This window comes from Flavobacterium oreochromis, from assembly GCF_019565455.1.
Taxonomy (GTDB): Bacteria; Bacteroidota; Bacteroidia; order Flavobacteriales; family Flavobacteriaceae; genus Flavobacterium; species Flavobacterium oreochromis.
Genome location: NZ_CP067377.1, coordinates 820,866 through 844,219, shown reverse-complemented (window position 1 = coordinate 844,219; position 23,354 = coordinate 820,866). Strand labels below are relative to the sequence as shown.

Sequence of the window (23,354 nt, the reverse complement as noted above, 5' to 3'; positions counted from 1 at the left end):
AAACTAAAATTTAAATTTTTAGTATTACCAATCCCGTCTTGAGTATCCTTACTTAAGATGGGATTACTATTTTAACCCTAAAGACTCTTTTTTAGTTTCGCCTAAATATATTTTTTATTTAAGTTGATATAGGTCAACTTTTGTGTTTTTTATTTTTTATACTTTTGCACACTGAAAAAATATAATTAAGTTTTTTCTCTTATGAGATAATGTTTAATTCTTTAAGCCAACCAGCCCCCTTAATTATTTATAAATATTTTAAAGTAGATTGAAAATGAGAAAAATGATGATTTTATTCGTATTTGTGTTTATTCAGGCAAAGGCACAATTTAATGAAGGCTTTGAGAATCCTAGAGATTTTTGGGGTAAATGGGGTATAGTAGGAATAGGAAGTGATCGCCCTGATTGGAATATTATCAAAGATGGAAAATTTCCTAAAAATGGAGAGAGGTGTGCTATGATTTCTGGAAAATCAGGTCAGAAAGGAGAGAGTTATTTAATTACTCCACAAATAGAGGTAAAAGAAAATGTAACAGATGGCTTTTCATATTGGATAGCTTCATTATTTGATGAGATTGTACCTAAAAGATGTGTTTTAAAAGTTTCTGTAAAAGGAAAAGATATAGATGATTTTGAAGAGACATTATTAGTTGAAAATCTTGATAAAATACAATGGAAAAGAAGTACTATTGATTTAAAAAAATATATAGGTAAGAAGATTTACTTAGCATTCTATATGTCAGACTTAGGTAACGGTGTGATAAGAATAGATGATGTTGAAAATACTAGTTTATTAGCTATTTTAGATTCACCTACCTTTAATCATGAAGGATTTAAATTTTATCCTAATCCAACTAAGGATTATGTAAATTTTGCTTATACAGAACAACTTCAAAGTATTAGTATATGTAATTTACAAGGACAGAAAATGCAAACAAAAGAAGTAAACGGACTTACAGAGACTCTAGAAGTTTTAAATTATCCTCAAGGGGTATATATAGCAAAAGTTATTGATACAAAAGGATTCGAAAAGACAATTAAATTTGTTAAAAATTAAAATTAATATACTCTTGAATAATATCAGTTTATATTAGCAACTGATAAAAAAACGAAATGATTATCATTTCGTTTTTTTGTAGTAATAACTTAATAGATTTTATAATATTCCTTCCCACTCATTGTAAAACTGTCTTAAAAATTCTTCCATAAACGAGTGACGTTGTAAAGCAATTTTCTTTCCCGTATTAGTATTCATCTTATCCTTTAAGAGTAATAATTTCTCGTAAAAATGATTAATAGTAGGGGATGTTGTATTTTTATATTCCTCTTTACTCATGGTTAAATTAGGAGTAATAGCGGGATCATATAGCTTTCTGTTTTTAAAGCCACCGTAATTAAATGTTCTGGCTATTCCTATAGCGCCAATGGCATCTAGTCTATCTGCATCTTGAACTATAGCCAGTTCTTTAGAGTGAAAATTAGAAATAAAGTTCCCTCCTTTGAAAGAAATATTTTCTATTATTTTTACTACATGTTCAATAATATTATTGTCAACATTTTGCGATATAAGAAAATTACGGGCTATTTTTGGTCCTATGGTTTCATCCCCATTATGAAATTTACTGTCGGCTATATCATGTAATAAAGCTGCTAGATAAACAACTGTTTCATTACAGTCTTCTTCTTTAGCAATTAATTTTGTGTTTCTGTATACTCGTTCTATGTGAAACCAATCATGGCCTCCTTCTGCTTCTTCTAATTGATTTTTTACAAAATCAATCGTTTTTTCTATGATTTCCATTACTATTAGATATGTTAAAGAAAAAGATTGTCTAAAAATAACCTTAAACTTGTTATTTTGGATAGTTATAACGAATAGAAGAAGTTTGGTGTTTACTTCTATTGTATAATTTATTCTATTTATAATTAAAATTTTCTTATGTTTTCCTAAAACAAGAAAAAAGATGCGTTTGTAATTTTATAGATAATCTCTTTTAAGTTATATTATTAAGAATGTTAAACTTTTAAAGCTGGCTGTACCCATTTAAATAATTTTTCTTCGCTAGGAGTAATCATTCTTTCTGCTAATCGAGTCATTCTTGTCGGAAGTTTCATTAGATAATCACGTGCTTTTTCTGCTTCATCTGTGAGATTGGTGATTTTATCTATTTCCCATTTTTGGATTAATTTTTCCATGATTTCAATATAATCTGTAGCAGTATAGACTCCTATGCGTTGAGCTGATTCAGAAAATTTCTCAAATGCTGTTCCTATAGCTTCTCCAGATTCGCGAATAAGATTTGCAGGCATTGTTATCTTTTGTTTCATCATATATTGAAATGCTAACATCATTTCACTAGGGTCTATTTGAAAAATTCGATTAACAAAATCACTATATGCTAAGTGATGGCGCATTTCATCACCTGCAATTAGATTGCATAATTTAGCTAATTTTTTATCTCCAAATTGTTTAGCTAATTTAGAGACTCTCATATGAGAAATATAAGTAGCTAATTCTTGGAAACTAGTAAATACAAAATTTTTGTAAGGATCTCGGTCAGTACCTGGGTCAAAACCATCATTAATTAAGTGTTGGGTTGTGATCTCTACTTCTCGCATATTTACACGTCCAGACAAGTACAAATATTTGTTTAATAAGTCGCCATGACGGTTTTCTTCTCCAGTCCATTGACGAATCCATTTAGCCCAGCCATTGTCACCTGTGGTTCCTTTTTGTTGGACCCCTTCAACATCTAATAGCCATGATTCATAAGTTGGTAAGGCTTCTTCGGTAATTGTATCGCCTACTAATACCACCCAAAAGTCATAAGGTAAATCTTTTGCAATTTCTCTAAGTTCTGTAACTTCTTCGATAAAGTTATCTCCTTCAGAATTAGGTAATAAGTCACTTGGTTGCCAGATTTTTTCTACAGGGAGTAAATAGTTTTCTACAAAAGAATCTAAACTCTTTTCTAGATATTGCATAACCTCCAGACGGATATTATTTAATTTTTCCATAAGATTAGAATAATTTATTTTATGTGTTCTTTGATTATAGTTTCAGTTTTTTCAAATATTTCATCAAAACTAAAATCAGATATTTTTAGAGGAGGATGGATAATATGTTCAATATTACTGCCTAAACCTAGTGGAAATTGACCATAACGAGTCATTTTCCATGAGTTATTAATGGTTACAGGTAAAAAATAGGCATCAGGTGCGAATTTATAAAGCATTTTTAGCCCATTTATTGAAAAAGGTTTTGGAACTCCTGTTTTACTCCTTGTTCCTTCTGGAAATATTACAATAGCATAATTATTTTCATTAATATATTCAGCTACTCGTTTTATTTCAGGTAGGGCTTGTTTCGGGTCTTTTCTGTCTATTAGACCAGAGCCACCATGGCGTAAATTAAAAGAAACACTTGGAATTCCTTTTCCTAATTCTTTTTTGCTAATGAATTTAGGATGACATTTACGCAAAAACCATATAAAAGGAGGGATATCGTATAAACTTTGATGATTAGCTACTATAATAAGCGGTTTGTTTTTAGGAATGTTTTCAATTCCTTTTATTTTATAAGTAGTTCCTAAAATGTGAGTAGTTCTAACTAGAAAAGCATTTAGGATGGCTACACTCTTTTTGTGTGCATTGTATCCGAAGAATTTTAGACAAAACCATTGGATAGGATGGAAAATAAGTAAACAAAGAAAGAATGATATCCCGAATAGGATTGATAATGGATAAGATATAAGTTTTAGCATCTGTTTGTTGAATTTGACCAAAAACAATAGAGGTTGTCCGAAAAGCGAAAATCTGCGTTTAAATTGTTATTCTGACGAACGAATGAGTTTCATGAGTATATCTGATGTTTCTCTCTGATCTGAATAGCAAACTTGCGGACTTTTTGGTCAACCTCTTGTAAAAAAATAATGTTTTACGAATTTTTAGCAAAATTCGCTATAAGCATCTTTTAAGTTTTCAGCGATAATTTCTGCTGGGCGTCCTTCTATATGATGGCGTTCTAACATATGTACTAATTCACCATTTTTGAATAGAGCCATTGCTGGTGAAGAAGGAGGGAAAGGAAACATTTGTTCACGAGCAGCATCGACAGCTTCTTTATCAACGCCTGCGAAGACCGTAATTAATTGATTTGGTTTCTTTTCACCTGATAAACTCATTATGGCTCCTGGTCGAGCGTTACGAGCTGCACAACCACAAACAGAGTTTACTACAACGAGTGTTGTACCTGTCGCTGTAATGGCATTTTTTACATCATCTGCTGTATATAAATTTTGAAAACCGTTGCTAGTTAATTCTTCACGCATTGGTTTTACCATTTCTTCTGGATACATATTCTTTATATGTTAAAAGTTATTGTTTTGCAAAGTTACAAACTTTTCGATTGTAACCTTTTTATTTAATATGATTTTAATATTTCTTATAAACCTTTAATCCAAGATTGAGGGTTTAATTTTGTCGTGTTTTGATAAATATAAAATTTCAAAACTGCTTTTCCTGTAAAGCTATTAAAGTGAATACCTCCCAAGGTTTGTTTGGTACTTACTTTTTGTCCTTTACTAACATTTACTCCGCTAAGATTGGAATAAGAAGTTATATAGTCTCCATGTCTAATAACAACTGTTGCAGTTCCGTTAGCGGCCATTTGTACATCACTTACTTCTCCACCAAAAACAGCGCGAGCTTGTGATCCTTTTTCAGAAGAAATTTCAATTCCACTACTCTCAATCATAATAGAAGGTTCTAGAGGATGGGGCTGACGACCAAAACGTTTGGTTAAGGCTCCTTTTTCTACAGGCCAAGGTAATCGACCACGATTTGAACGAAAATCGTTTGCTAATTCTTTAGCTTCAGGTGTTAAAACAAAAGTTGTAGTATTTGTAGTGTTTCCCGCTTTTTTATTGGCTGCAGCAATAGCTTCACGTATTAAACGCTCTATTTGACGTTCAATGGCACGTGATTCTTTTTGTTTTTTACGAATTTCAGCAATGATCTTCTTTTTATCTTTCTTGATACTGCTTAATAATCTTTCTTGTTCTTGACGTTCTATTTCAAGATCTTTTTTTTCTTTTTCACTTACTGCAATTAATTTTTCTTTTTGCTTTTTTTGTGCTCCCAGTTTAGCGTTATAACTTTCTAAATCTTTTGTTTTACTTTTTATTTCTTCACCTTGCATTTTTCTGAAGCTTGAGTATTGCTTCATGTATTGCCCTCTTTTGTAAGCTTGTAAAAAATTATCAGCAGATAAAATAAACATAGCTCTACTTTGTTCAGAACGACTTTTGTATGATTTTTCAATCATTTCAGCATAATCTTCTTTTAAAACTTGTAAATCCTTTTTTAATTGGTTTACCTTTATTTGATTAATATACATACTATTTCCTAACACTTTTTTTTGTTTTTCTGTAGTACGAATTAATTTTAGTTGTAAATCGATTTTCTCTTTTTGTTGAGCTACAATTTTTGTTACATCTTTTTCTTTTTTCTTTTGCTCACCTAATAAACGTTCTTTTTGACGAATTTCTTCTTGAATTCTAGCTTTTTGCTCTTCTAATTTACGCTGTCTATCTTCTTCCTGTGACCAGACAATGATAGTGCTGAAAGTAAAAATAAAGGATAAGATGTATTTTAACATAATTTATTAATTCTTTAATTAATTTTTATTGGGTCATAACCCTTGGGTACACTATACGGGAATGTAAGTTCTTCATTAAATGAAACAGATTTATTTTGTATTACAATTTCTGTACTCTTATTACCCTGAATTGCAAAAATAGCAAGTTCCATTGGTAAAATAGCTTCCGAAGCTAAATTATAGTCTGCATAACGGACTATCATTTTTCGATCGGGTTCTATTTGCTTAATTTCTTGCTTGTTTAACCAAAAATGGTTAGAATCAAAAAGATAAGATTTTATAAAATTTCCTTCTGTAACTTCTTCTAGTTTCGGATTATTATTTTCTTTAGTCATAATGTATTTTCCTAGAAAAAGATCATCAATAGCCTTTCCTAAAAGTAAGTTTTGAATTTTTTGAAAGTTTAGTTCAGTTCCTAACCAATTACTTAGCATTTTGTAGTCTCCATCAAAAAACTTGCCTCCTATTTTTTCATAATATTTTACAGATGTAGGGGTTAGTAAAGCTTTTGCTCCTGTAAATCCTAGCATTTTTAATGTTATGAGTATTGTTTCATTTTTTTTAATACGAATATCAGCGGATACACTTAATGACTGCTTTTCATCTTTATAGTCTACATTTGACTTTATATACGCAGTTTTAAAATCTCTCTTTAGATTTTCATGGTTTATTATCACATTTTTTACAGTTTCTGTGATAATAGGAGTCTTGTTTTCTTGGGGAACAACAAGATTTTGTTTGGCTTTACAAGAAACTAATAATGATATTATACTTACTGTACTTATAATCCTTTTGATCATTTTGTTTTGTTTTTAATACTTGTTGCTTTTTTTTGCCATTCTTCTGCTTTTTTTGAATTGCCTAAAGCAACGGCAACTTCGCTCATGAGATTAAGAAAATTAATTTCTAAATTAGGATTTTCTACAACGTAATCTAGTCCAATTTCTAAAAAATCGTTAGCTTTTTTGTAATTTTTTATTTGAAAATTTCCTTTTCCTGCAAAGTAATAAAATTCAGGTTGATTAGGGAATAGATCAGAGTAGTCTGTAGCTATTTTTGACATTAAAGAATAGTCTTTTTTTTCATCACAAGAGATAAGGAGATATAAGGCAACTTCTACATCGTTTTTTTGAAGAATAATTGATTTTTCAAAATTTTTAATTGCTGAATCCCATTGCTTTTTTTTGAAGTAAAATTTGCCTACTTCTTTATATACATTAAATTCTGGATCTCCTTCAAAATATGAAATGGCTTTTGATAATTGATTTTCAAAAATTGGATTTTTAGAAACAAAAATTAAAAATTCATTGAACATTTTAATTTTAATTTTTTTGTCTATTTTTCTACTTTTTAGAACTGTTTCGAGTGTAGTAAAGGCTTCTAAATCTTTTCCTTCGTTTATCTGGTATTTAAATAGAAATACAGCAGCCCATTCTGAAGTAGGTATATTTTTTTGAAGTTTTTCAATAGTTTGCCTAGCTTTTTCTTCTTGATTTGTTTCAGAATATTTAGTAATTAAAGAAAGGTAATTTTCTTCATTTAGAGGGTCTGTTTCAATTGCTTTTTCTAAATCTGATTTATTTCCAGCATTAATATTTGTTTGTCTATTAATTTCTGTTCGATATTGATTTCTTCTTTCGGTTTTTCCTTCAGATTCATCTAATTCGTTAATCAATAATAAGGCTTTGTCAAATTGACGAGTATACATATACAAAGCAAGTAAATCTTCTTTGTATTTTTTATCTAGTGGTATGATTTTTTGTAAGGTTAATATTCCTTGATTGTAGTTTTTTGTATTGTAATAAACATCGTATAAATCAATCCAGTTCCATTTGTTTTTGGATCTATTTCTGTTGCTTTTTTATACGCTTCTTCAGCTGATAGATATTCCTTCTTGAAATAATAATTTTTACCTAATTCATGATAAATCACAGCATTATTAGGTTGGAGTTGTAAGCATTTTTCTAATTCAAAAATTGCTTTGTCATAATTTTCAATTCCTTTTTGTTTTAATGATTCATAAAACGCTTCTTCAAAAGTATCACTAGCAGATACAATATCTTCAGGGTTTGCTTGAGCTACTAGAGTGTATGTGCTGGCTGCTAATATGAAACAGGCCAGTTGGTATATTATTTTATTCATATGTTTAAATTTTACTTATAGTGTCAACATATGGTGTCGCCTCTTAATGCTTATAGATTATCAACTGTGAAAAATATTTATTATTGTTACAGTGGAAAAAAATGTTAAAAAAGACTGTCCGAAAATAGATCATTCGGACAGTCTTTTTTTACTCTAGTGTAGAATAATCGCCTATACTTATACTTTTGAAATTACCATCAAAAGTAGCATGGTTGCCAATCATGGCATTATCTAAGTTAGCATTGCGTAAATGAGCATGTGTTTGAACTAAACTGTTTTTGATTGTAACATTTGTTAAATGTGTTGATTTTCCTAATGATACATTAGGGCCTACAGTTGAGTTAGTTAATACTACATCTTCTCCAATAAAACAAGGAGGGATAATTGTAGTGTTTTCAATACGAGCAGAGCTAGCTATCATGTTTTCACCTTCTGCATGTAAAAAATTCAACATTCTGCTATTAGTTTCTACTGTTACGTTTTTATTTCCACAGTCCATCCATTCGTCAACTTTTCCAGGAACAAACTTCATTCCTTTATCCATCATTTGTTTAATACCATCATTGATCTGGTATTCGCCACCATGAATGATATTATTATCTAATACAGCTTGTAGTTCGTCTTTTAAGATGGCAATGTCTTTAAAATAATAGATTCCAATAACTGCTAGATCTGAAACGAAAGTTGAAGATTTTTCTACAAGTTCAATGATTTCATTTGATTCGTTCAATTTAATTACACCAAAAGCGTCTGGATTATCTACTTGTTTTACCCAAATTACACTATCAGCAGCTGTATCTAATGTAAAATCAGCTTTGAAAAGGGTATCAGCGTATGCAATAACAGTAGGTCCTGAAAGGGATTCTTTAGCACACATGATAGCATGTCCTGTACCTAATGCTTCATTTTGATAATAGATAGTTCCTTTTGCGCCCAAGTTTTCCGCTATAGCAACTAATTCTTCTTCTACTTTTTTACCAAAGCTCTCATGTATAATGAAGGCAATTTCTTCAATGTCTTGATTGATTACTTTAGCAATATCTTCTACTAAACGATGTACAATAGGTTTGCCAGCAATAGGAATTAATGGTTTAGGAACTGTAAGTGTATGCGGGCGAAGGCGTGAGCCACGACCTGCCATAGGTACAATAATTTTCATAATATTAGTCCCTTGTCCTTTAATATAAGGACTACTACAGGGAGAGTAGTTTTTAAAATTTATTTACTTTATTTAATACTCGATTTTTGGATTTTTATTTTTTCGAAAGTAATTAAGTTTATTTTAAACCTGTACTTCCAAAACCTCCTTCGCCTCTGTCTGTGTCAGAAAGTACTTCTACAGGATGCCAAAAAATACGTTCATGTTTAGCTATTACTAATTGAGCAATACGTTCACCATCTTCAATTTCAAAAAAATCATTTGATAAATTGACTAAAATGATGCCTATTTCACCACGATAATCAGCATCTATAGTTCCAGGAGAATTTAATACTGTAATCCCTTTTTTAAGAGCTAATCCACTTCTTGGTCTTATTTGTGCTTCATAACCTTGCGGTAGTTCTATAAATAAACCTGTTTTTATTAGTATTCTTCCAAGAGGGGGTATTGTTATTGATTCTTCTAAATTAGCCCTTAAATCCATTCCAGCTGATAAATCAGTTTCATAATGTGGTAGGGCATGTTTTGATTTATTTACAATTCTTATTTCCATACTTTCTATAGTAAGAGACTGTTTTAAACAGGCTCATCTTAAATTTATTTTCTTTTTATTATGTTTGTAATGACCTCCTTTTCATTTCTATAAATATAATATCCAAAGGTAATTAAGGCAAATATTCCAAAAATATAGCTTTTACGTAAAAAGGGATGTAAAATGATAAAGCGGATAATATAATGGCTACTCCTATATAATTTCTAATTTTATTGACTTCATAAGGTATTGGATATTTTTTTTGTCCTAAATAATAAGAGATAAACATCATACTTCCATAAGCAACGATAGTTGCAATAGCTGATCCATAATAGCTCATTGAAGGAACCAATAAAAAGTTACAAATTAAGGTTAGTAAAGCACCTGTTAATGATATAATTGCACCTATGTATGTTTTATCTGTTAATTTATACCATACGGATAAATTAGTGTATATTCCTAAACAGAAATTAGCTAAGACAATTAATGGTACTACCTTAATTGCATCCCAGTAAGCTGGATTAGGAACTAATGGTTGTTTTAAAATATCGATGAATACAATTACAAAAAGTAAAATAAAAGATCCTGAAATAACAAAATATTTAGTGATAGTAGCGTAAGTTTTAGGAGCATCTTCATTTTTAGCGTGGCTGAAGAAGAAAGGTTCTATCCCTAATGTATAGGCTGTACGAAATAAAACCATAAACATTCCTAATTTATAACAAGCAGAATAAGCACCAATATCAGATTTAGAAACGTGTAGTTTTTCTAATAAGATCTTGTCAAAATGTTCATTAATTGCAAAACCAATTCCTGCAAAAAGAATTGGTAAACCATATTGAATCATTTTAATCCATAATTCTTTATCAAAAGCACCTTCTCTTTTTATGTAATGATTAGATAACATTGCTAAAGTAAATAAACTAGCTAAAACGTTTGAAATAAATATATATCCTACTTGAAAATGTTCAAAGTAAAGGGTGCTTAGAGGATTTTCTTTTGAAATTAATGGTAGTATTAGTAAGAAAAAAATATTTAAGCCAAAATTAATAATCACATTTAAAATTTTAATAACGGCATATTGAGTTGATTTTTTTTCTGCACGTAATCTGGAAAAGGGAATAACTACTAAAGCGTCTAATACTAATATCCAAATAGTATAAGTGATATACTCTTTTTTACATTGATGAAATGTGCTATACTTTCCCTAAAAATTAAAGAAAAAGCTAGAAAAAAAATAGAAGACCAAAAAAGAGAAACTAATGATGTTTTAAAAACATTTTTCTTATTCTTTTCTTGATTATAAAATCTAAAAAATGCAGTTTCCATTCCATAGGATAATACTACATTGAAAAACACTAGATAAGCAAAAATTATAGAAACATCAGCAAATTCTGCTTTCGGTAATTTTTTTACATATAGAGGATTCAATAAAAAACTAATCATACGAGGTAAGACTGTAGCCAAACCGTAGATTAGTGTCTGCTTAAATAAACTTTTATAAATGCCCAAAACGGTTGTATTATTTTAAACTTGCAAAAATATTAATTTTTATCATTTTCATCTGTTCTAATAGAAGGATAAGCCAACATTTCTTTTTCTTTTACTTTTTTGATTTTGAAAAAGTAGGTGTTTCCTTTATAAGAGTATTCTAGAACAACTTCCTTAGGGCGAATAGATAAAGGGTGTTTTTTTATATTAGAATTTATTGTTTTTTCTTCTTCACCACGATTTTCTTCATTAGGATGCTCATTTGTATTTCCCTTGAAGCTGAATAAATATTCTTTTGAGTCTGTTTTATTCGGAATAGCTATTCTGTTTTGAAAATAAACTTTGATTAATTCAAGATCTTTTGGTAGTTCTTTTTGAAAATTAATATGAAGATCTGTGCCAGAACCACCTCCTTTTATACCCGCTACCCAAGATTGATAATAACATTCCTGAATGTTAAAAGGATGTCTTGTGTTTTTTTGAGAATAACTTAAAGAAGAAATCATGAGTAGTATAAGGTAGTGTTGTATTTTCATTTTTTAAATAGTTTTTATAGTTGAAATATTTAATAATAATTTCAATTTGCTTATTGTTTTTAGTATGTCTTTTAAATACAGGTAATTAAAAGGTTTAAATTTTTCATTTTTAACAAATATCTAAAACTTATCAAAATTATCAAAAAATATGCCAGATAACTTAATTTATTGGTTATTAAGTTCTGGTGTTAGATCCTAAATATAGTACTGGTTTTCTGAGTTTAATAGATTCTTGAGATATTAAATAAATCAAAAAAGAATTAAAAATTTTAATATGTCTATTAAAAGATTTTATGTTGAGTTATTTATTTCTGAAAAATAAATGTTTTAGATAAGGATAGGTATGATAGAATTTCTAAATTTGCGATTGTTAAAATTTATAGTATGTTACAAATAGCAGTTATTAGAGAAAACCAAGAAGCGGTAATCAAAGCTTTGGCAAAAAAAATATAGATGCCACAGCCATGATAGAAAATGTGGTAGCTCTTGACGAAAAACGTCGTGCTACTCAAGTTGAGTTAGATAATGTATTGGCGGAATCTAATAAACTGTCCAAAGAGATCGGAGCAATGATGAAAGCAGGTGAAAAAGCCAAGGCCGAAATCATTAAGGAAAAAACGACTCAGTTACGTGATCAAAGTAAAGAATTAACAGAAACCCTAAATGCTATTGCAGAGGAATTAACACAACAATTATATCAGTTACCAAATACTCCTGCTGAAATTGTTCCAGAAGGAAAAACAGCGGATGACAACTTAAATGTTTTTCAAGAAGGAGAAATTCCTGTATTACATGAAGAAGCTTTGCCTCATTGGGAATTAGCTAAAAAATATGATATAATTGATTTTGAATTAGGTACAAAAATTACAGGTGCAGGTTTTCCTGTTTATAAAGGAAAAGGAGCAAAATTACAACGCGCTTTAATTAATTATTTTATTGATAAAAATACAGAAGCAGGTTATCATGAAGTACAAGTGCCGCATTTAATTAATGAAGCATCAGGTTACGGAACAGGACAGTTACCTGATAAAGAAGGGCAAATGTATCATGTAGGGATTGATGATTTATATTTGATTCCAACTGCTGAAGTTCCAGTAACTAACTTATATCGTGACGTAATTTTACAAGAAAATGAAATGCCTGTAATGGTAACAGGTTACACTCCTTGTTTCCGTCGTGAAGCGGGTTCTTATGGTGCCCATGTACGAGGATTAAACCGTTTGCACCAGTTTGATAAAGTCGAAATTGTTCGTATTGAACACCCAGATAATTCTTACCTAGCTTTAGATGGTATGGTAGAACATGTAAAAGGAATCTTAAAAGAATTAAAATTACCATATCGTATTTTACGTTTATGTGGAGGAGATATGAGTTTTGCATCAGCATTAACGTATGATTTTGAAGTGTTTTCTACAGCTCAAGAGCGTTGGTTAGAAATATCATCAGTATCTAACTTTGAGACTTTCCAAGCTAATCGTTTAAAATTACGCTTTAAAGGAAAAGATGGTAAGACGCAATTAGCACATACTTTAAATGGTAGTTCGTTAGCATTACCACGTGTGTTAGCAGGAATTTTAGAAAATTATCAAACACCAGAAGGAATTATGATTCCTGAAGTATTGAGAAAATACACTGGTTTTGATATTATAGACTAAACTTTATAGCAAATTTATATAATGTACTAAAGTCACAAAATTATTGTAACTTTAGTACATTATTTTTTTAGATTAAATGAAGAAAATAATTCAAATAGTATTGTTTTGGCCTTTGTTAACTTTAGGTCAAGTATATACGGTGACACCTCCTCCTGGAGGAAATCCGCAAGTGGCTATGCCTCCAAATAATAATCCGAATGAATACCTAGCTCAAAATTATTTTGATCGAGGTGAGTTTGATAAAGCGGTTGTTATTTATGAAGAATTGCTAAAAAGACAACCAAATAATTATTCCTTTTTTCAAAAATTAGTTTTTTGCTATCAGCAATTAAAGCAGTTTGAAAAATCAGAAGTATTAATTCAAGAAAAGTTAAAAAAGACAAAATACCCTAATCTATATGTAGAATTGGGTTATAACTATCAACTTCAAAAAGAACAAGATTTAGCTGATAGAAATTATAAAATAGCGATTAGCAAGATAAATGAAAATCCTAATAATGTATACGGTATTGCACGTGAATTTGAACAAAAAGTATTACTTGGACAAGCAGTAGAAGCCTACACATTAGCACAAAAATTAAATTCAGAGGCTAATTTTGATTATCAAATAGCTTTGTTGCAAGGACAATTAGGAAACATTGACTTGATGATTGAATCATTAGTAGATTATGCTCATAAATTTCCTAATAACTTAGTATTAGTGCAAAACCAACTGAATCGTTTTTTAACAGAAGATCATACTAAAACTTTTGCCGATACCTTACGCAAATCATTACTATTACGAACTCAAAAGAATCAAGATTTATTTTGGAATGAGTTTATGAGTTGGTTTTTTATTAACCAAAAAGAATATAGTAAGGCTTTTATTCAAGAAAAGGCAATATATCGTCGTAATCCTGAAAGTTTTAATAACCTATTTAATTTAGCGCGATTAGCTTCGCAGGAAAAAGAAATAGATACAGAACGGGATATTTTAAACTTTATATTAGAACACGCTACGCAGTCTGATGTACAATTACAAGTTAATTATAGTTTGTTAAAAATAGATATTGATCGAGCAAAAAAGAAGAATACCCATCTATTACGGAAAGACTAAATAAACTTTTGATTGATTTTGGGGCAGGTTCTAATACTGTTAAACTTCAAGTTTTAAAAGCACATTTTGAAGCTTTTTATTTAGAACATTTTGAAAATGCTAAAACCATATTATTTAAAGCATTAGATCTGCCTTTAAATCAGTATGCTCTAGCAGATGTTAAGTTAGAGTTAGCAGATGTATTGCTTCTTGATGAAAAATTTAATCAAGCCATTATTTACTATGCTCAAGTAGAAGCAGAATTAGAAAATGATGAAATTGCACATGATGCAAATTTAAAAATGGCAAAAGCGAGTTATTATAAAGGTGATTTTGAATGGGCTAAAAAACAATTTGAAATTCTGAAATCATCTACTTCTCAACTTATTGCAAATGATGCAATGGAATTATTTTTACTTATATCAGATAATACAGTAGAAGATTCTACTCAAGTAGCTTTAAAGAAATTTGCAAGAGCAGATTATTTAGCTTACCAAAATAAGCAAGCAGATGCTTTAGAAGCTTTTAAGAAAATTCTTTTAGAGCACAAAGGTGAAAGTATTGAGGATGATGTTTTGTTGAAAATAGGAGAATTATATCAAAATAAAGAACAATATACAGAAGCATTAAACAGTTATCAGCAAATTATTGATAAACATTCAGAAGAAATCTATATAGATGAAGCTTTGTTTTTTAGTGCAGAAATTTTTAGAAAATTTCTTCAGCAACCAGATAAAGCAAAGGAGTTTTATGAAAAAATTATACTCAATCATCCAGATAGCATTTATTTTGTAGAAGCACAGATGTACTACCGTAAATTAAGAGGGGACCGTAATTTATAAAAGGAGGCCAAGCCTTAAATTAGTTTTCATTATCTTTGCATAAGTAAACTTTTATGTTTTTAAACTTAATAATTCTATAAAAAAATACAATGATTATATATAATGTTACTGTGAATATTCATGAGAGTGTTCATGATCAATGGTTAAACTGGATGCAAAACAAGCATATTGCAGATGTTTTAGGTACGGGTAAATTTATTTCTGCAAGATTAGTTAAAGTGTTGGTAGAAGAAGATATGGGAGGTGTTACCTACGCTGTCCAGTATTTAGCCGAAAACAAAGAAAAATTACAGAGTTACTATGACAATGATGCAGAGCGTATGCGTAAAGAAGGAAATGAATTATTTGGAGATAAGCTTTTAGCCTTTAGAACAGAGCTAGAAGTTGTTTCAGAGTATTAAAAAAGAATAACTTCTAGTCAGGAATAATAAAAATCCAAAATTTTAGAATAAGTAAGTAGGATCTTTTATCATTAGTTAATCGTTCTGAAAAACTAGTGGATTTTACAAAAAAATAAAAAGAAATAACTAGGAGAGGTCTTATCCGGATTTGTGAAGCTTTGTGGAACTCTCTGTGTAAGACCATCAACTTTTAACCAAAAGCATGGATAAAGTAAGAGCAAAAAAACACCTAGGACAGCATTTTCTAAATGATGAAAATATAGCTGGTAAAATAGCTGATGCACTGACATTAGAAGGTTATAATAAAGTACTAGAAATTGGTCCAGGTATGGGAGTATTAACCAAATATCTCCTTGATAAACCAATTGATACTTATGTAATTGAAATAGATACAGAATCAGTTGAATATCTTAAGACACACTATTTAAAATTATCAAATAAAATCCTATCAGAAGATTTTTTAAGATATGATTTAACAAAGGTTTTTGGGAATGAGTCTTTAGCCATTATTGGAAATTTTCCTTATAATATTTCTTCTCAAATCGTTTTTAAAGTATTAGAAATGCGTAATCAAATTCCTGAATTTGCAGGAATGTTTCAAAAAGAAGTTGCTGAACGTATTTGCGAGAAAAAAGGAAGTAAAACATATGGTATCTTATCTGTATTAACGCAAGCTTTTTATGAGACAGAGTATTTATTCACTGTTTCAGAATTTGTATTTACACCTCCTCCTAAAGTAAAATCAGGTGTTATGCGTATGCGCCGTAAAGAAGATTATCATTTACCTTGTAATGAAAAGTTGTTTTTCAATGTAGTAAAAACTGCGTTTAACCAAAGAAGAAAGACCCTAAGAAATAGTTTAAAATCATTTAATCTCTCGGACCATTTAAGACAAGATAGTATCTTTGACCTCCGTCCAGAACAAATATCAGTAGAGCAATTTATAGAACTCACTCAAAAAATTCAAGCAGATGGAGTTTAAAATTACCCCAGAATTCATCGCTCAGATAGAGCATTTAGTAAATGAAAATCGAGCACAAGAATTAGAAAACCTGTTGCAAGATATTCACTTTGCAGACATTGCTGAAATTTTAGATGAATTAGATGAATACGGGGCTAATTATGTTTTTAAAATATTAGATTCAGAAAAAACAGCTGATGCCCTTTTAGAGTTAGATGATGAGGTTCGTATAAAAATTCTTAAAAACCTTTCTGCGAAAGAAATTGCAGAAGAAATTGATGAATTAGATACAGATGATGCAGCTGATATTATTGCAGAACTACCACAGTCTAAAAAAGAAGAAGTAATCCTTGAATTAGAAGATGTTGAACATGCTAAGGATATCGTAGAATTACTCCGTTATGATGAAGATACTGCAGGTGGTTTGATGGGGAAAGAATTGGTGAAAGTAAATGAAAATTGGAATGTGCTTACTTGCGTTAAAGAAATGCGTATGCAAGCAGAACATGTTACTCGAGTACATTCTATTTATGTAGTAGATGATGAAGATCGACTCAAAGGAAGACTTTCATTAAAAGATTTACTAACAACTTCTACTAAAACACCTATTAGTGAAGTTTACATAAAAAAAGTAGATTATGTAAAGGTAGATACGATGGATACAGAAGTAGCACGGATCATGCAAAAATATGATTTAGAAGCTATACCAGTCGTAGATGAAATGGGACGTTTAGTAGGACGTATAACTATTGATGATATCGTAGACGTAATTAAAGAAGAAGCGGATAAGGATTATCAGATGGCAGCTGGTATTTCACAAGATGTGGAGGCAGATGATAGTATTTTAGAGCTTACACGAGCTCGTTTGCCATGGTTAGTTTTAGCTTTGTTAGGAGGATTTGTTAGTGTTCGTGTACTAGGTTTGTTTGAACCTGCTATGAAAGAACATCCTCAATTATTCTTTTTACACCTTTAATTGCCGCTATGGGAGGGAACGTAGGTGTACAATCATCAGCTATTATTGTACAGGGTTTAGCTAATAACTCTATAAGCGGTACAATTTTACAACGTTTATTAAAAGAGCTATCCTTAAGTCTACTAAATGGTTTGATACTTTCTACTATTTTGTTATTAGGAAGTTATTATTTATTAGGTTTTGAAATTCATATAGGATTAACTGTGACTACTGCTTTATTGTCTGTTATTGTTATTGCTTCCTTAATAGGGACTTTTATTCCTATTGTGTTAAATAAAAATGGAGTAGACCCGGCACTGGCTACCGGACCCTTTATTACAACAAGTAATGATATTTTAGGGATTTTAATCTATTTTACAATTGCTCGTTTGATTTTAGGTTTTTAAATTCCTTATATTTGAGAAAAGCTTATAAAATTGGAACATCAAAATATTAAAATACTACATATAGATAGTAACCATCCTTTATTAAAATCACAATTAGAAAATGCTGGTTTTCAAAATTATGATGATTTTATTTCATCAAAGGAACAAATAGAGGAGATAATTCATGAGTATCATGGCATTGTCATTCGTAGTCGGTTTAAGATTGATAAAACTTTTTTAGACAAAGCATCTCAGTTACGATTCATTGCACGTGTAGGAGCAGGATTAGAGAGTATTGATTGTGATTATGCCCAAGCTAAAGGAATTCACTTAATTGCGGCCCCAGAGGGAAATCGTAATGCAGTAGGAGAACATGCTCTAGGAATGCTTCTTTCTCTTTTTAATAATTTAAATAAAGCTGATATAGAAGTTAAAACAGGATTATGGAGTAGAGAAGCTAATCGTGGACATGAATTAGATGGTAAAACGGTGGGTATTATTGGATATGGAAATATGGGGAAATCTTTTGCAAAAAAACTAAGAGGTTTTGATGTAAAAGTATTATGTTACGACATCCTTCCAAATATTGGAGATCAAAATGCGCTACAAGTAGATCTGCAAGAATTTCAAAGAAGAGTAGATGTAGTAAGTTTGCATACACCTTGGACTCCTCAAACAGATAAGATGGTGAATTCTTCTTTTATTAACGCGTTTAGTAACCCCTTTTGGTTAATTAATACTGCCAGAGGTAAAAGTGTGGTTACAACGGATCTGGTTAAAGCTTTAAAAGAAAAGAAAATTTTAGGTGCAGGTTTGGATGTTTTAGAATATGAAAAGCTCTCTTTTGAAACGCTCTTTGATGGTCAAAAACCCGTAGCATTAGACTATCTACTGAATGCCTCTAATGTTTTATTAACTCCTCATATTGCAGGCTGGACTTTTGAAAGTAAAGAAAAATTAGCCCAAACAATCGTAGATAAAATTAAGAAGTTATATTTAATTAATGATATTAAAAGTTAAAAAGGGGCTTATTCCTTTGTTTAAAAATTTTATATGATTTAAAATAAAAGTATTGTGAACCTGATATACGAAATTTATTTTAATCGTTGAATGATTTATATATTTTGTATACCAAGCTCACTTTAACTACTTCTAAAATTTAAGTGTTATACCTGTTAGGAAATTTCTGCCTGCCTGTGGATAATAGAAATTTTCAGTTATAGCTGGGTTATTAGAACCTTGAGGACGGCTATAGTAGCTGTAAGTATAACCGTTTGATTCATATAGCTTATTAAAAATATTGTTAATTAGTAAATTAAAGCTGATTTCAGCAAAATTTTTAGGTTTTAAGATATATAGAATACTTAAATTGCTATTTTGATAATTGTTTAATTTTTTGTTTTCTGATGAAGTGTTATCTAAATATTGTTTTCCTACATATTTTTGTATGCAGGCAATACTTAGGTTTTTAGTAGGATAAAAAGTAACCGTTGCCCCTCCTATTATACTAGGAGAAAATGAAATATCTGTATTTTCATATTTTGTTATTTGTGTTGAGTGAATTTCATTTCCATTTAGATCGTATTCTGTTGAAGGAACAGAATAATCAAATGATTTGATCTTGTTTCTACTTTTTGTAATATTAAAATCTAATTTTAAAAACTTAACAGGTTGAATACTCGCCTCTACTTCAACTCCTATACGGTGACTTTTATCAACATTTTCGCGAATTGCGTCACCAACTTCATCTAATGCACCTGTTAGTACGAGTTGATTATTATAGTGCATGTAGTAGCCATTTAAATTAATTTGTGCTATTTTATTTTTAAATCGATAACCTAATTCATAATCTAATAATTGTTCTGATTTAGGTTCAATAGGATTTTTTGTTAAATCATTACGGTTAGGTTCTTTATTTGCAACAGCAAAAGAGCTATATACATGATGATTTTTATGAATAGCAAAATTTATACCTCCTTTTGGATTAAAAAATTCATATGTTTTTTTAATATCTAGTGGTTTTAAATCACTACTTAATCCACTCGTAATATAATCTATACGACGTGCTTGAATATCTAAGAATAATTGTAATTTATAAAAGAATGTGTAGTCTGCTTTAGCATATACAGAGAAATCTTCTTTCTTACTTAATGATTTGTAATAATTCATATTAGTAACAGGAAGGTCTATATATTTATGTTTGATTAATTCTCCAAAATGAATTCCATCATATTGATTGTATCCACCGCCTAGGCTACCATTAAAATTGGTTGTGTTATAATTTAAAGCATAAACCACTGCATAGAAATCATTGTCAAGCCATTTTCTGCGTACCACATCTGATTTACTATTTCCATTTATATAATCAGGGAAATATTTTTTAAGTTTTTGGTCTGCCTTAAATTCTTCATAATAGCCTTTTCCTTTTGTAAAATTTCCAGAAATGGTTCCTTTTAAATGTTCGCTAAACTGATGTGTTAGGTGTAATTGATAATGCGTTTGTTCGTAATTGTCTACTTGATTATCATATAGATAATGGTTAAATGTTCTTGTGGAATTTAATAAGTTGTCTATTTCAGCAGGGGTAAAATCATTTCGATTAATAAATGCTTTTATTTCTGTTAAATCGCCATTTAATACTGATTCAGGTGTTCCATTCCATGATTGGTACGTAATTTCTTTTCCTCCAAAAACTAAGGCTTTTACAGCGGTTTGTTTACCAATAAAACCAGCTTCGGTATAGAAAGATTTAAGATCAGAAGAAGCACGATCAATATAACCATTACTCCCTATTTTAGATAAACGACCTTCGGCATAAAAACCATTTTTTATACCTGATCCAAAAGTAATATTGTGTTTACGTGTATTAAACGAACCGATGCTATGCGAAGTGGTTGCATACCCGTTGACAGCAGGTGTAAGCGTACGTAAGTTTAAGCTAGCACCAAAAGCACCTGCACCATTGGTTGAAGTTCCTGCCCCTCGTTGTAATTGGATATTTTGAACCGAAGTAGCAAAGTCAGGCATATTTACCCAAAAGGTACCTTGGCTTTCAGCGTCATTATATGGGATACCGTTAATGGTTACATTTATACGAGTAGCATCACTACCTCTTATCCTTAATCCTGTATATCCTACACCAGCACCAGCATCTGAAGTAGCAACTACAGATGTCATTTGATCTAGTAAAATAGGTAGATCCTGTCCTAAATTATTTCGCTCTAAAGCTTCTTTTTTTATATCTGAAAAGGCAAAAGGAGATTTTTTACTTAAGCGAGTAGAGGCTACTTTAATTTCTTCTAATGCGTTCATTTTTGTAGAATCAGTTACTTTTTTTTCTTGACCTAGTATAGTATTTAAAGGCATTAGAATAAATGTACTCAAAATGATTTTTGAAAGTAATTGATGAGTTTGATTGTGATTTGAATTTTTCATTCGTTACAAATTGTTACGAATAAAAGGGGTCATTATTCATTAGAATTAATAAATCAGCTAACTTAATATTTTAGCTATAAGTTGTACTTTTATATTTCCCTTGACAGCATTACCCGTCTAGGTTCATTGGGTATAATCTCAGCCTTGTCTGATTTTTTTAGAAGAAACAAAGCACCCCTTTTTGAGACGGTATAAAGATACTTTAATAATTAAAAACATCAAATTTATATTTATAACAAATTGTTTATTTTGTGTTTTTTATGTTTAAATTTGATAATTAATGCTAAATTGCAACTTAATTTAACCTATTTATTTATGAGAAAAATTTTACTTAACATCGCTTTTTTAGCTTTTTTACAATCTTGTAGTTTGGATTCTTTGTCCCCAACATCTGATTTAAATGTAAATAGAGAAACATTTCAAAATAGACAATTTGCTAGTGTTGCAAAAGATAATTGGATGGCTGTGATAAGATCAAATACTCCTTTGTCTAAATTGTCTATTCCTGGAACACATGATTCAATGTCTATTAATAATTGGACCTTTAGTACTAATCAATATGGTAGTATAAAGGATCAGTTAAGAGCAGGAGCAAGAATTTTTGATTTACGTTTTAACTATCAAAATGGTCAATTTCTAGGATATCATGGTATAGTGAGTTTGAATATAACTTTAGATCAAGTCATGTCAACTTTTGAAGAATTTTTAAAAGGACATCCTAATGAAGCTATTATTGTTATTCTTAAAAAAGAAAACGGAGGTGATAAATCCGCATGGGTTGATTATTTTGATACACGAATGAATGAATATGAGTCTAAAGGATTAGTGAAAAAAAACTGGAATACAAATACTTTATTAGGAGATTGTAGAGGTAAGGTTTTACCTTTATCTAGAGAAACTTATACAAATTCTACTTTTGTTCAAGGATGGTCTGGAAATCCTAATTTTTCTAATGGGAATTTAGTCGGAGCTAATAGTTATAATCCTTTTATGATTTCTGATTTTTATACTGTAAATACGATCTTGCCAGTTTCTATAGATTATAAATTTGATCGTATTATTGAAAATATTGCTCGTTCTAATACTGATTCAAATTCTATAAAAAATGGCTACTTAACATATTGTTCTGGTGCTAGCGCTTTTGCTTATCCAGTAGCTGTAGCAGATCGAATTAATCTAAGGGTAGCAAATTATATCCAAAATAATAATCTAAAATCATGTGGCTGGCTTATGATGGATTTTATTAATTCAGAAAAAGGAAATAAATTGTCTGAAAATTGTATAAGTGTATCCGTTAAAAATTTCTCTAATTAATGTTTAAAAAACTAAATAGGTAAAAGCCTATTTAGTTTTCATATTTTTTTAATTCAAAAGAGGTTCCATCATAAACTCCATAAGTAAAATAACCAATCCAATCCCCTAAATTTACATAGAGAGAATCATTTTTTAGAGGGATTTTCATTGGTAAGTGACGATGACCAAATATGAAAAAATTATAATGTTTATCTTCTAATTTTCGTTTAGCATATTGAATTAACCATTCGTTTTCTTCACCCAAAAATTTTACATCTTCGGCACCCGATATCATTTTGTTTTTTACCGAAAGATATTGCGCTAGTTTAACCCCTACATCGGGGTGTAACCATCGGAATAGCCATTTAGAAAAAGGATTGGTAAACACTTTTTTCATGCGTTTATAGCCTTTGTCACCAGGACCTAAACCATCGCCATGCCCTATTAAAAAAGTTTTGTCATTAAATGTGAATTCTTTAGTGGTGTGGTAAACCGGGATGTTAAGTTCTTTTTCAAAATAATCACGCATCCATAAGTCATGATTGCCTACAAAAAAATAGATAGGAATACCACTATCTCGTATTTCGGCTAATTTGCCCAATACGCGTACAAAACCTTTAGGGACTACGGTTTTATATTCAAACCAAAAATCAAATAAATCACCCAATAAAAAAATAGCTGCAGCATCATTTTTTATTTCTTCTAACCAAGCTACAAATTTTTGTTCACGAGGAAAACTAGTTTCTGGAGTAGGAGCACCCAAATGTTGGTCACTCGCAAAATATATTTTTTTATGAGAATTCAACTTATACATGTTGTTGTTTTAGGCAAA

At 30.1% G+C, this 23,354-nt stretch carries 22 protein-coding genes and 2 pseudogenes; 9 read left to right on the top strand and 15 right to left on the bottom strand.

The window, feature by feature from the left end; translation table 11 throughout:
- Nucleotides 1-283: 283 nt before the first annotated feature.
- Nucleotides 284-1,057, top strand: a complete 774-nt coding sequence (locus JJC03_RS04095) for a T9SS-dependent choice-of-anchor J family protein (RefSeq protein ID WP_235874043.1) — start codon at nt 284-286, stop codon at nt 1,055-1,057.
- Nucleotides 1,058-1,156: 99 nt separating this feature from the next.
- Here the strand turns inward: JJC03_RS04095 and JJC03_RS04090 are convergent, their stop codons facing one another.
- From JJC03_RS04090 to JJC03_RS04040, 13 genes are all read right to left on the bottom strand, one after another.
- Nucleotides 1,157-1,801: an HD domain-containing protein gene (locus JJC03_RS04090; protein WP_088444202.1), complete on the bottom strand. Its 645-nt coding sequence runs from the start codon at nt 1,799-1,801 to the stop codon at nt 1,157-1,159.
- Nucleotides 1,802-2,016: 215 nt separating this feature from the next.
- Complete coding sequence (locus tag JJC03_RS04085) at nt 2,017-3,018, bottom strand: acyl-ACP desaturase (RefSeq protein WP_235874042.1); 1,002 nt, start codon at nt 3,016-3,018, stop codon at nt 2,017-2,019.
- Nucleotides 3,019-3,032: 14 nt separating this feature from the next.
- Nucleotides 3,033-3,764, bottom strand: a complete 732-nt coding sequence (locus tag JJC03_RS04080) for a lysophospholipid acyltransferase family protein (RefSeq protein ID WP_088397373.1) — start codon at nt 3,762-3,764, stop codon at nt 3,033-3,035.
- Between the two features lie 183 nt (nt 3,765-3,947).
- On the bottom strand, nt 3,948-4,358 hold the full coding sequence (locus JJC03_RS04075; RefSeq protein WP_088397372.1) for a BrxA/BrxB family bacilliredoxin: 411 nt from the start codon (nt 4,356-4,358) through the stop codon (nt 3,948-3,950).
- 86 nt (nt 4,359-4,444) lie between these two features.
- Complete coding sequence (locus tag JJC03_RS04070) at nt 4,445-5,659, bottom strand: murein hydrolase activator EnvC family protein (RefSeq protein WP_088397371.1); 1,215 nt, start codon at nt 5,657-5,659, stop codon at nt 4,445-4,447.
- Between the two features lie 14 nt (nt 5,660-5,673).
- Nucleotides 5,674-6,459: a lipoprotein insertase outer membrane protein LolB1 gene (lolB1, locus tag JJC03_RS04065; RefSeq protein WP_088397370.1), complete on the bottom strand. Its 786-nt coding sequence runs from the start codon at nt 6,457-6,459 to the stop codon at nt 5,674-5,676.
- A complete protein-coding gene (locus tag JJC03_RS04060; RefSeq protein WP_258932205.1) occupies nt 6,456-7,367 on the bottom strand; it encodes a tetratricopeptide repeat protein in 912 nt (303 codons plus the stop codon). Before JJC03_RS04060 ends, lolB1 begins: the two co-directional genes overlap by 4 nt.
- 59 nt (nt 7,368-7,426) lie before the next feature.
- A complete protein-coding gene (locus JJC03_RS17350) occupies nt 7,427-7,801 on the bottom strand; it encodes a tetratricopeptide repeat protein (RefSeq protein ID WP_258932202.1) in 375 nt (124 codons plus the stop codon).
- A gap of 148 nt (nt 7,802-7,949) precedes the next feature.
- On the bottom strand, nt 7,950-8,960 hold the full coding sequence (locus JJC03_RS04055; RefSeq protein ID WP_088397368.1) for a sugar phosphate nucleotidyltransferase: 1,011 nt from the start codon (nt 8,958-8,960) through the stop codon (nt 7,950-7,952).
- 118 nt (nt 8,961-9,078) lie between these two features.
- Nucleotides 9,079-9,513: a dUTP diphosphatase gene (dut, locus tag JJC03_RS04050; protein ID WP_088397367.1), complete on the bottom strand. Its 435-nt coding sequence runs from the start codon at nt 9,511-9,513 to the stop codon at nt 9,079-9,081.
- Nucleotides 9,514-9,625: 112 nt separating this feature from the next.
- Nucleotides 9,626-10,564, bottom strand: a complete 939-nt coding sequence (locus JJC03_RS18645; RefSeq protein ID WP_374226259.1) for a lipopolysaccharide biosynthesis protein — start codon at nt 10,562-10,564, stop codon at nt 9,626-9,628.
- Between the two features lie 71 nt (nt 10,565-10,635).
- On the bottom strand, nt 10,636-10,959 hold the full coding sequence (locus tag JJC03_RS18640; RefSeq protein ID WP_309597742.1) for an oligosaccharide flippase family protein: 324 nt from the start codon (nt 10,957-10,959) through the stop codon (nt 10,636-10,638).
- Nucleotides 10,960-11,036: 77 nt separating this feature from the next.
- On the bottom strand, nt 11,037-11,519 hold the full coding sequence (locus JJC03_RS04040; RefSeq protein WP_123867127.1) for a hypothetical protein: 483 nt from the start codon (nt 11,517-11,519) through the stop codon (nt 11,037-11,039).
- 384 nt (nt 11,520-11,903) lie between these two features.
- Between JJC03_RS04040 and serS the strand changes: the two are divergent.
- The 7 genes and pseudogenes from serS to JJC03_RS04010 all read left to right on the top strand — a co-directional run bounded on the left by serS (nt 11,904) and on the right by JJC03_RS04010 (nt 18,814).
- Nucleotides 11,904-13,174 (top strand): annotated as a pseudogene (gene serS / locus JJC03_RS04035) (serine--tRNA ligase).
- Between the two features lie 76 nt (nt 13,175-13,250).
- Entirely contained in the window at nt 13,251-14,270 is a 1,020-nt protein-coding gene (locus JJC03_RS18635; protein ID WP_309597741.1) for a tetratricopeptide repeat protein, read from the top strand.
- Nucleotides 14,271-14,278: 8 nt separating this feature from the next.
- The gene (locus JJC03_RS18630; protein WP_309597740.1) at nt 14,279-15,091 is read left to right on the top strand and encodes a tetratricopeptide repeat protein; all 813 of its coding nucleotides are present in this window, start codon (nt 14,279-14,281) and stop codon (nt 15,089-15,091) included.
- An 89-nt stretch (nt 15,092-15,180) separates the two neighbouring features.
- Entirely contained in the window at nt 15,181-15,492 is a 312-nt protein-coding gene (locus tag JJC03_RS04025) for a DUF4286 family protein (RefSeq protein WP_088397362.1), read from the top strand.
- Nucleotides 15,493-15,694: 202 nt separating this feature from the next.
- On the top strand, nt 15,695-16,474 hold the full coding sequence (gene rsmA, locus JJC03_RS04020) for a 16S rRNA (adenine(1518)-N(6)/adenine(1519)-N(6))-dimethyltransferase RsmA (RefSeq protein WP_088397361.1): 780 nt from the start codon (nt 15,695-15,697) through the stop codon (nt 16,472-16,474).
- Nucleotides 16,464-17,815 (top strand): annotated as a pseudogene (gene mgtE / locus JJC03_RS04015) (magnesium transporter). The gene rsmA and the pseudogene mgtE overlap by 11 nt, the downstream one beginning before the upstream one ends.
- A 30-nt stretch (nt 17,816-17,845) precedes the next feature.
- Entirely contained in the window at nt 17,846-18,814 is a 969-nt protein-coding gene (locus JJC03_RS04010; protein WP_235874041.1) for a 2-hydroxyacid dehydrogenase, read from the top strand.
- Between the two features lie 132 nt (nt 18,815-18,946).
- Here JJC03_RS04010 and JJC03_RS04005 read toward each other — a convergent pair whose 3' ends face one another.
- A complete protein-coding gene (locus JJC03_RS04005) occupies nt 18,947-21,229 on the bottom strand; it encodes a TonB-dependent receptor (RefSeq protein ID WP_235874040.1) in 2,283 nt (760 codons plus the stop codon).
- Nucleotides 21,230-21,544: 315 nt separating this feature from the next.
- Between JJC03_RS04005 and JJC03_RS04000 the strand changes: the two genes are divergently transcribed.
- Entirely contained in the window at nt 21,545-22,543 is a 999-nt protein-coding gene (locus JJC03_RS04000; protein WP_088397357.1) for a phosphatidylinositol-specific phospholipase C domain-containing protein, read from the top strand.
- A 31-nt stretch (nt 22,544-22,574) separates the two neighbouring features.
- Here the strand turns inward: JJC03_RS04000 and JJC03_RS03995 are convergent, their stop codons facing one another.
- Nucleotides 22,575-23,336, bottom strand: a complete 762-nt coding sequence (locus JJC03_RS03995) for a UDP-2,3-diacylglucosamine diphosphatase (RefSeq protein WP_088397356.1) — start codon at nt 23,334-23,336, stop codon at nt 22,575-22,577.
- Between the last annotated feature and the right edge of the window lie 18 nt (nt 23,337-23,354).

Excerpts from the sequence above, each read along its gene's own strand:
- JJC03_RS04085 (WP_235874042.1), bottom strand. The coding sequence starts at position 3,018 with ATGGAAAAATTAAATAATATCCGTCTGGAGGTTATGCAATATCTAGAA.
- JJC03_RS04000 (WP_088397357.1), top strand. The coding sequence starts at position 21,545 with ATGAGAAAAATTTTACTTAACATCGCTTTTTTAGCTTTTTTACAATCT.
- JJC03_RS04005 (WP_235874040.1), bottom strand. The coding sequence starts at position 21,229 with ATGAAAAATTCAAATCACAATCAAACTCATCAATTACTTTCAAAAATC.
- JJC03_RS03995 (WP_088397356.1), bottom strand. The coding sequence starts at position 23,336 with ATGTATAAGTTGAATTCTCATAAAAAAATATATTTTGCGAGTGACCAA.
- JJC03_RS04070 (WP_088397371.1), bottom strand. The coding sequence starts at position 5,659 with ATGTTAAAATACATCTTATCCTTTATTTTTACTTTCAGCACTATCATT.
- dut (WP_088397367.1), bottom strand. The coding sequence starts at position 9,513 with ATGGAAATAAGAATTGTAAATAAATCAAAACATGCCCTACCACATTAT.
- JJC03_RS04055 (WP_088397368.1), bottom strand. The coding sequence starts at position 8,960 with ATGAAAATTATTGTACCTATGGCAGGTCGTGGCTCACGCCTTCGCCCG.
- rsmA (WP_088397361.1), top strand. The coding sequence starts at position 15,695 with ATGGATAAAGTAAGAGCAAAAAAACACCTAGGACAGCATTTTCTAAAT.
- lolB1 (WP_088397370.1), bottom strand. The coding sequence starts at position 6,459 with ATGATCAAAAGGATTATAAGTACAGTAAGTATAATATCATTATTAGTT.
- JJC03_RS04060 (WP_258932205.1), bottom strand. The coding sequence starts at position 7,367 with ATGTATACTCGTCAATTTGACAAAGCCTTATTATTGATTAACGAATTA.
- JJC03_RS04095 (WP_235874043.1), top strand. The coding sequence starts at position 284 with ATGATGATTTTATTCGTATTTGTGTTTATTCAGGCAAAGGCACAATTT.
- JJC03_RS04090 (WP_088444202.1), bottom strand. The coding sequence starts at position 1,801 with ATGGAAATCATAGAAAAAACGATTGATTTTGTAAAAAATCAATTAGAA.
- JJC03_RS04075 (WP_088397372.1), bottom strand. The coding sequence starts at position 4,358 with ATGTATCCAGAAGAAATGGTAAAACCAATGCGTGAAGAATTAACTAGC.
- JJC03_RS17350 (WP_258932202.1), bottom strand. The coding sequence starts at position 7,801 with ATGAATAAAATAATATACCAACTGGCCTGTTTCATATTAGCAGCCAGC.
- JJC03_RS04025 (WP_088397362.1), top strand. The coding sequence starts at position 15,181 with ATGATTATATATAATGTTACTGTGAATATTCATGAGAGTGTTCATGAT.
- JJC03_RS18635 (WP_309597741.1), top strand. The coding sequence starts at position 13,251 with ATGAAGAAAATAATTCAAATAGTATTGTTTTGGCCTTTGTTAACTTTA.
- JJC03_RS04080 (WP_088397373.1), bottom strand. The coding sequence starts at position 3,764 with ATGCTAAAACTTATATCTTATCCATTATCAATCCTATTCGGGATATCA.
- JJC03_RS04040 (WP_123867127.1), bottom strand. The coding sequence starts at position 11,519 with ATGAAAATACAACACTACCTTATACTACTCATGATTTCTTCTTTAAGT.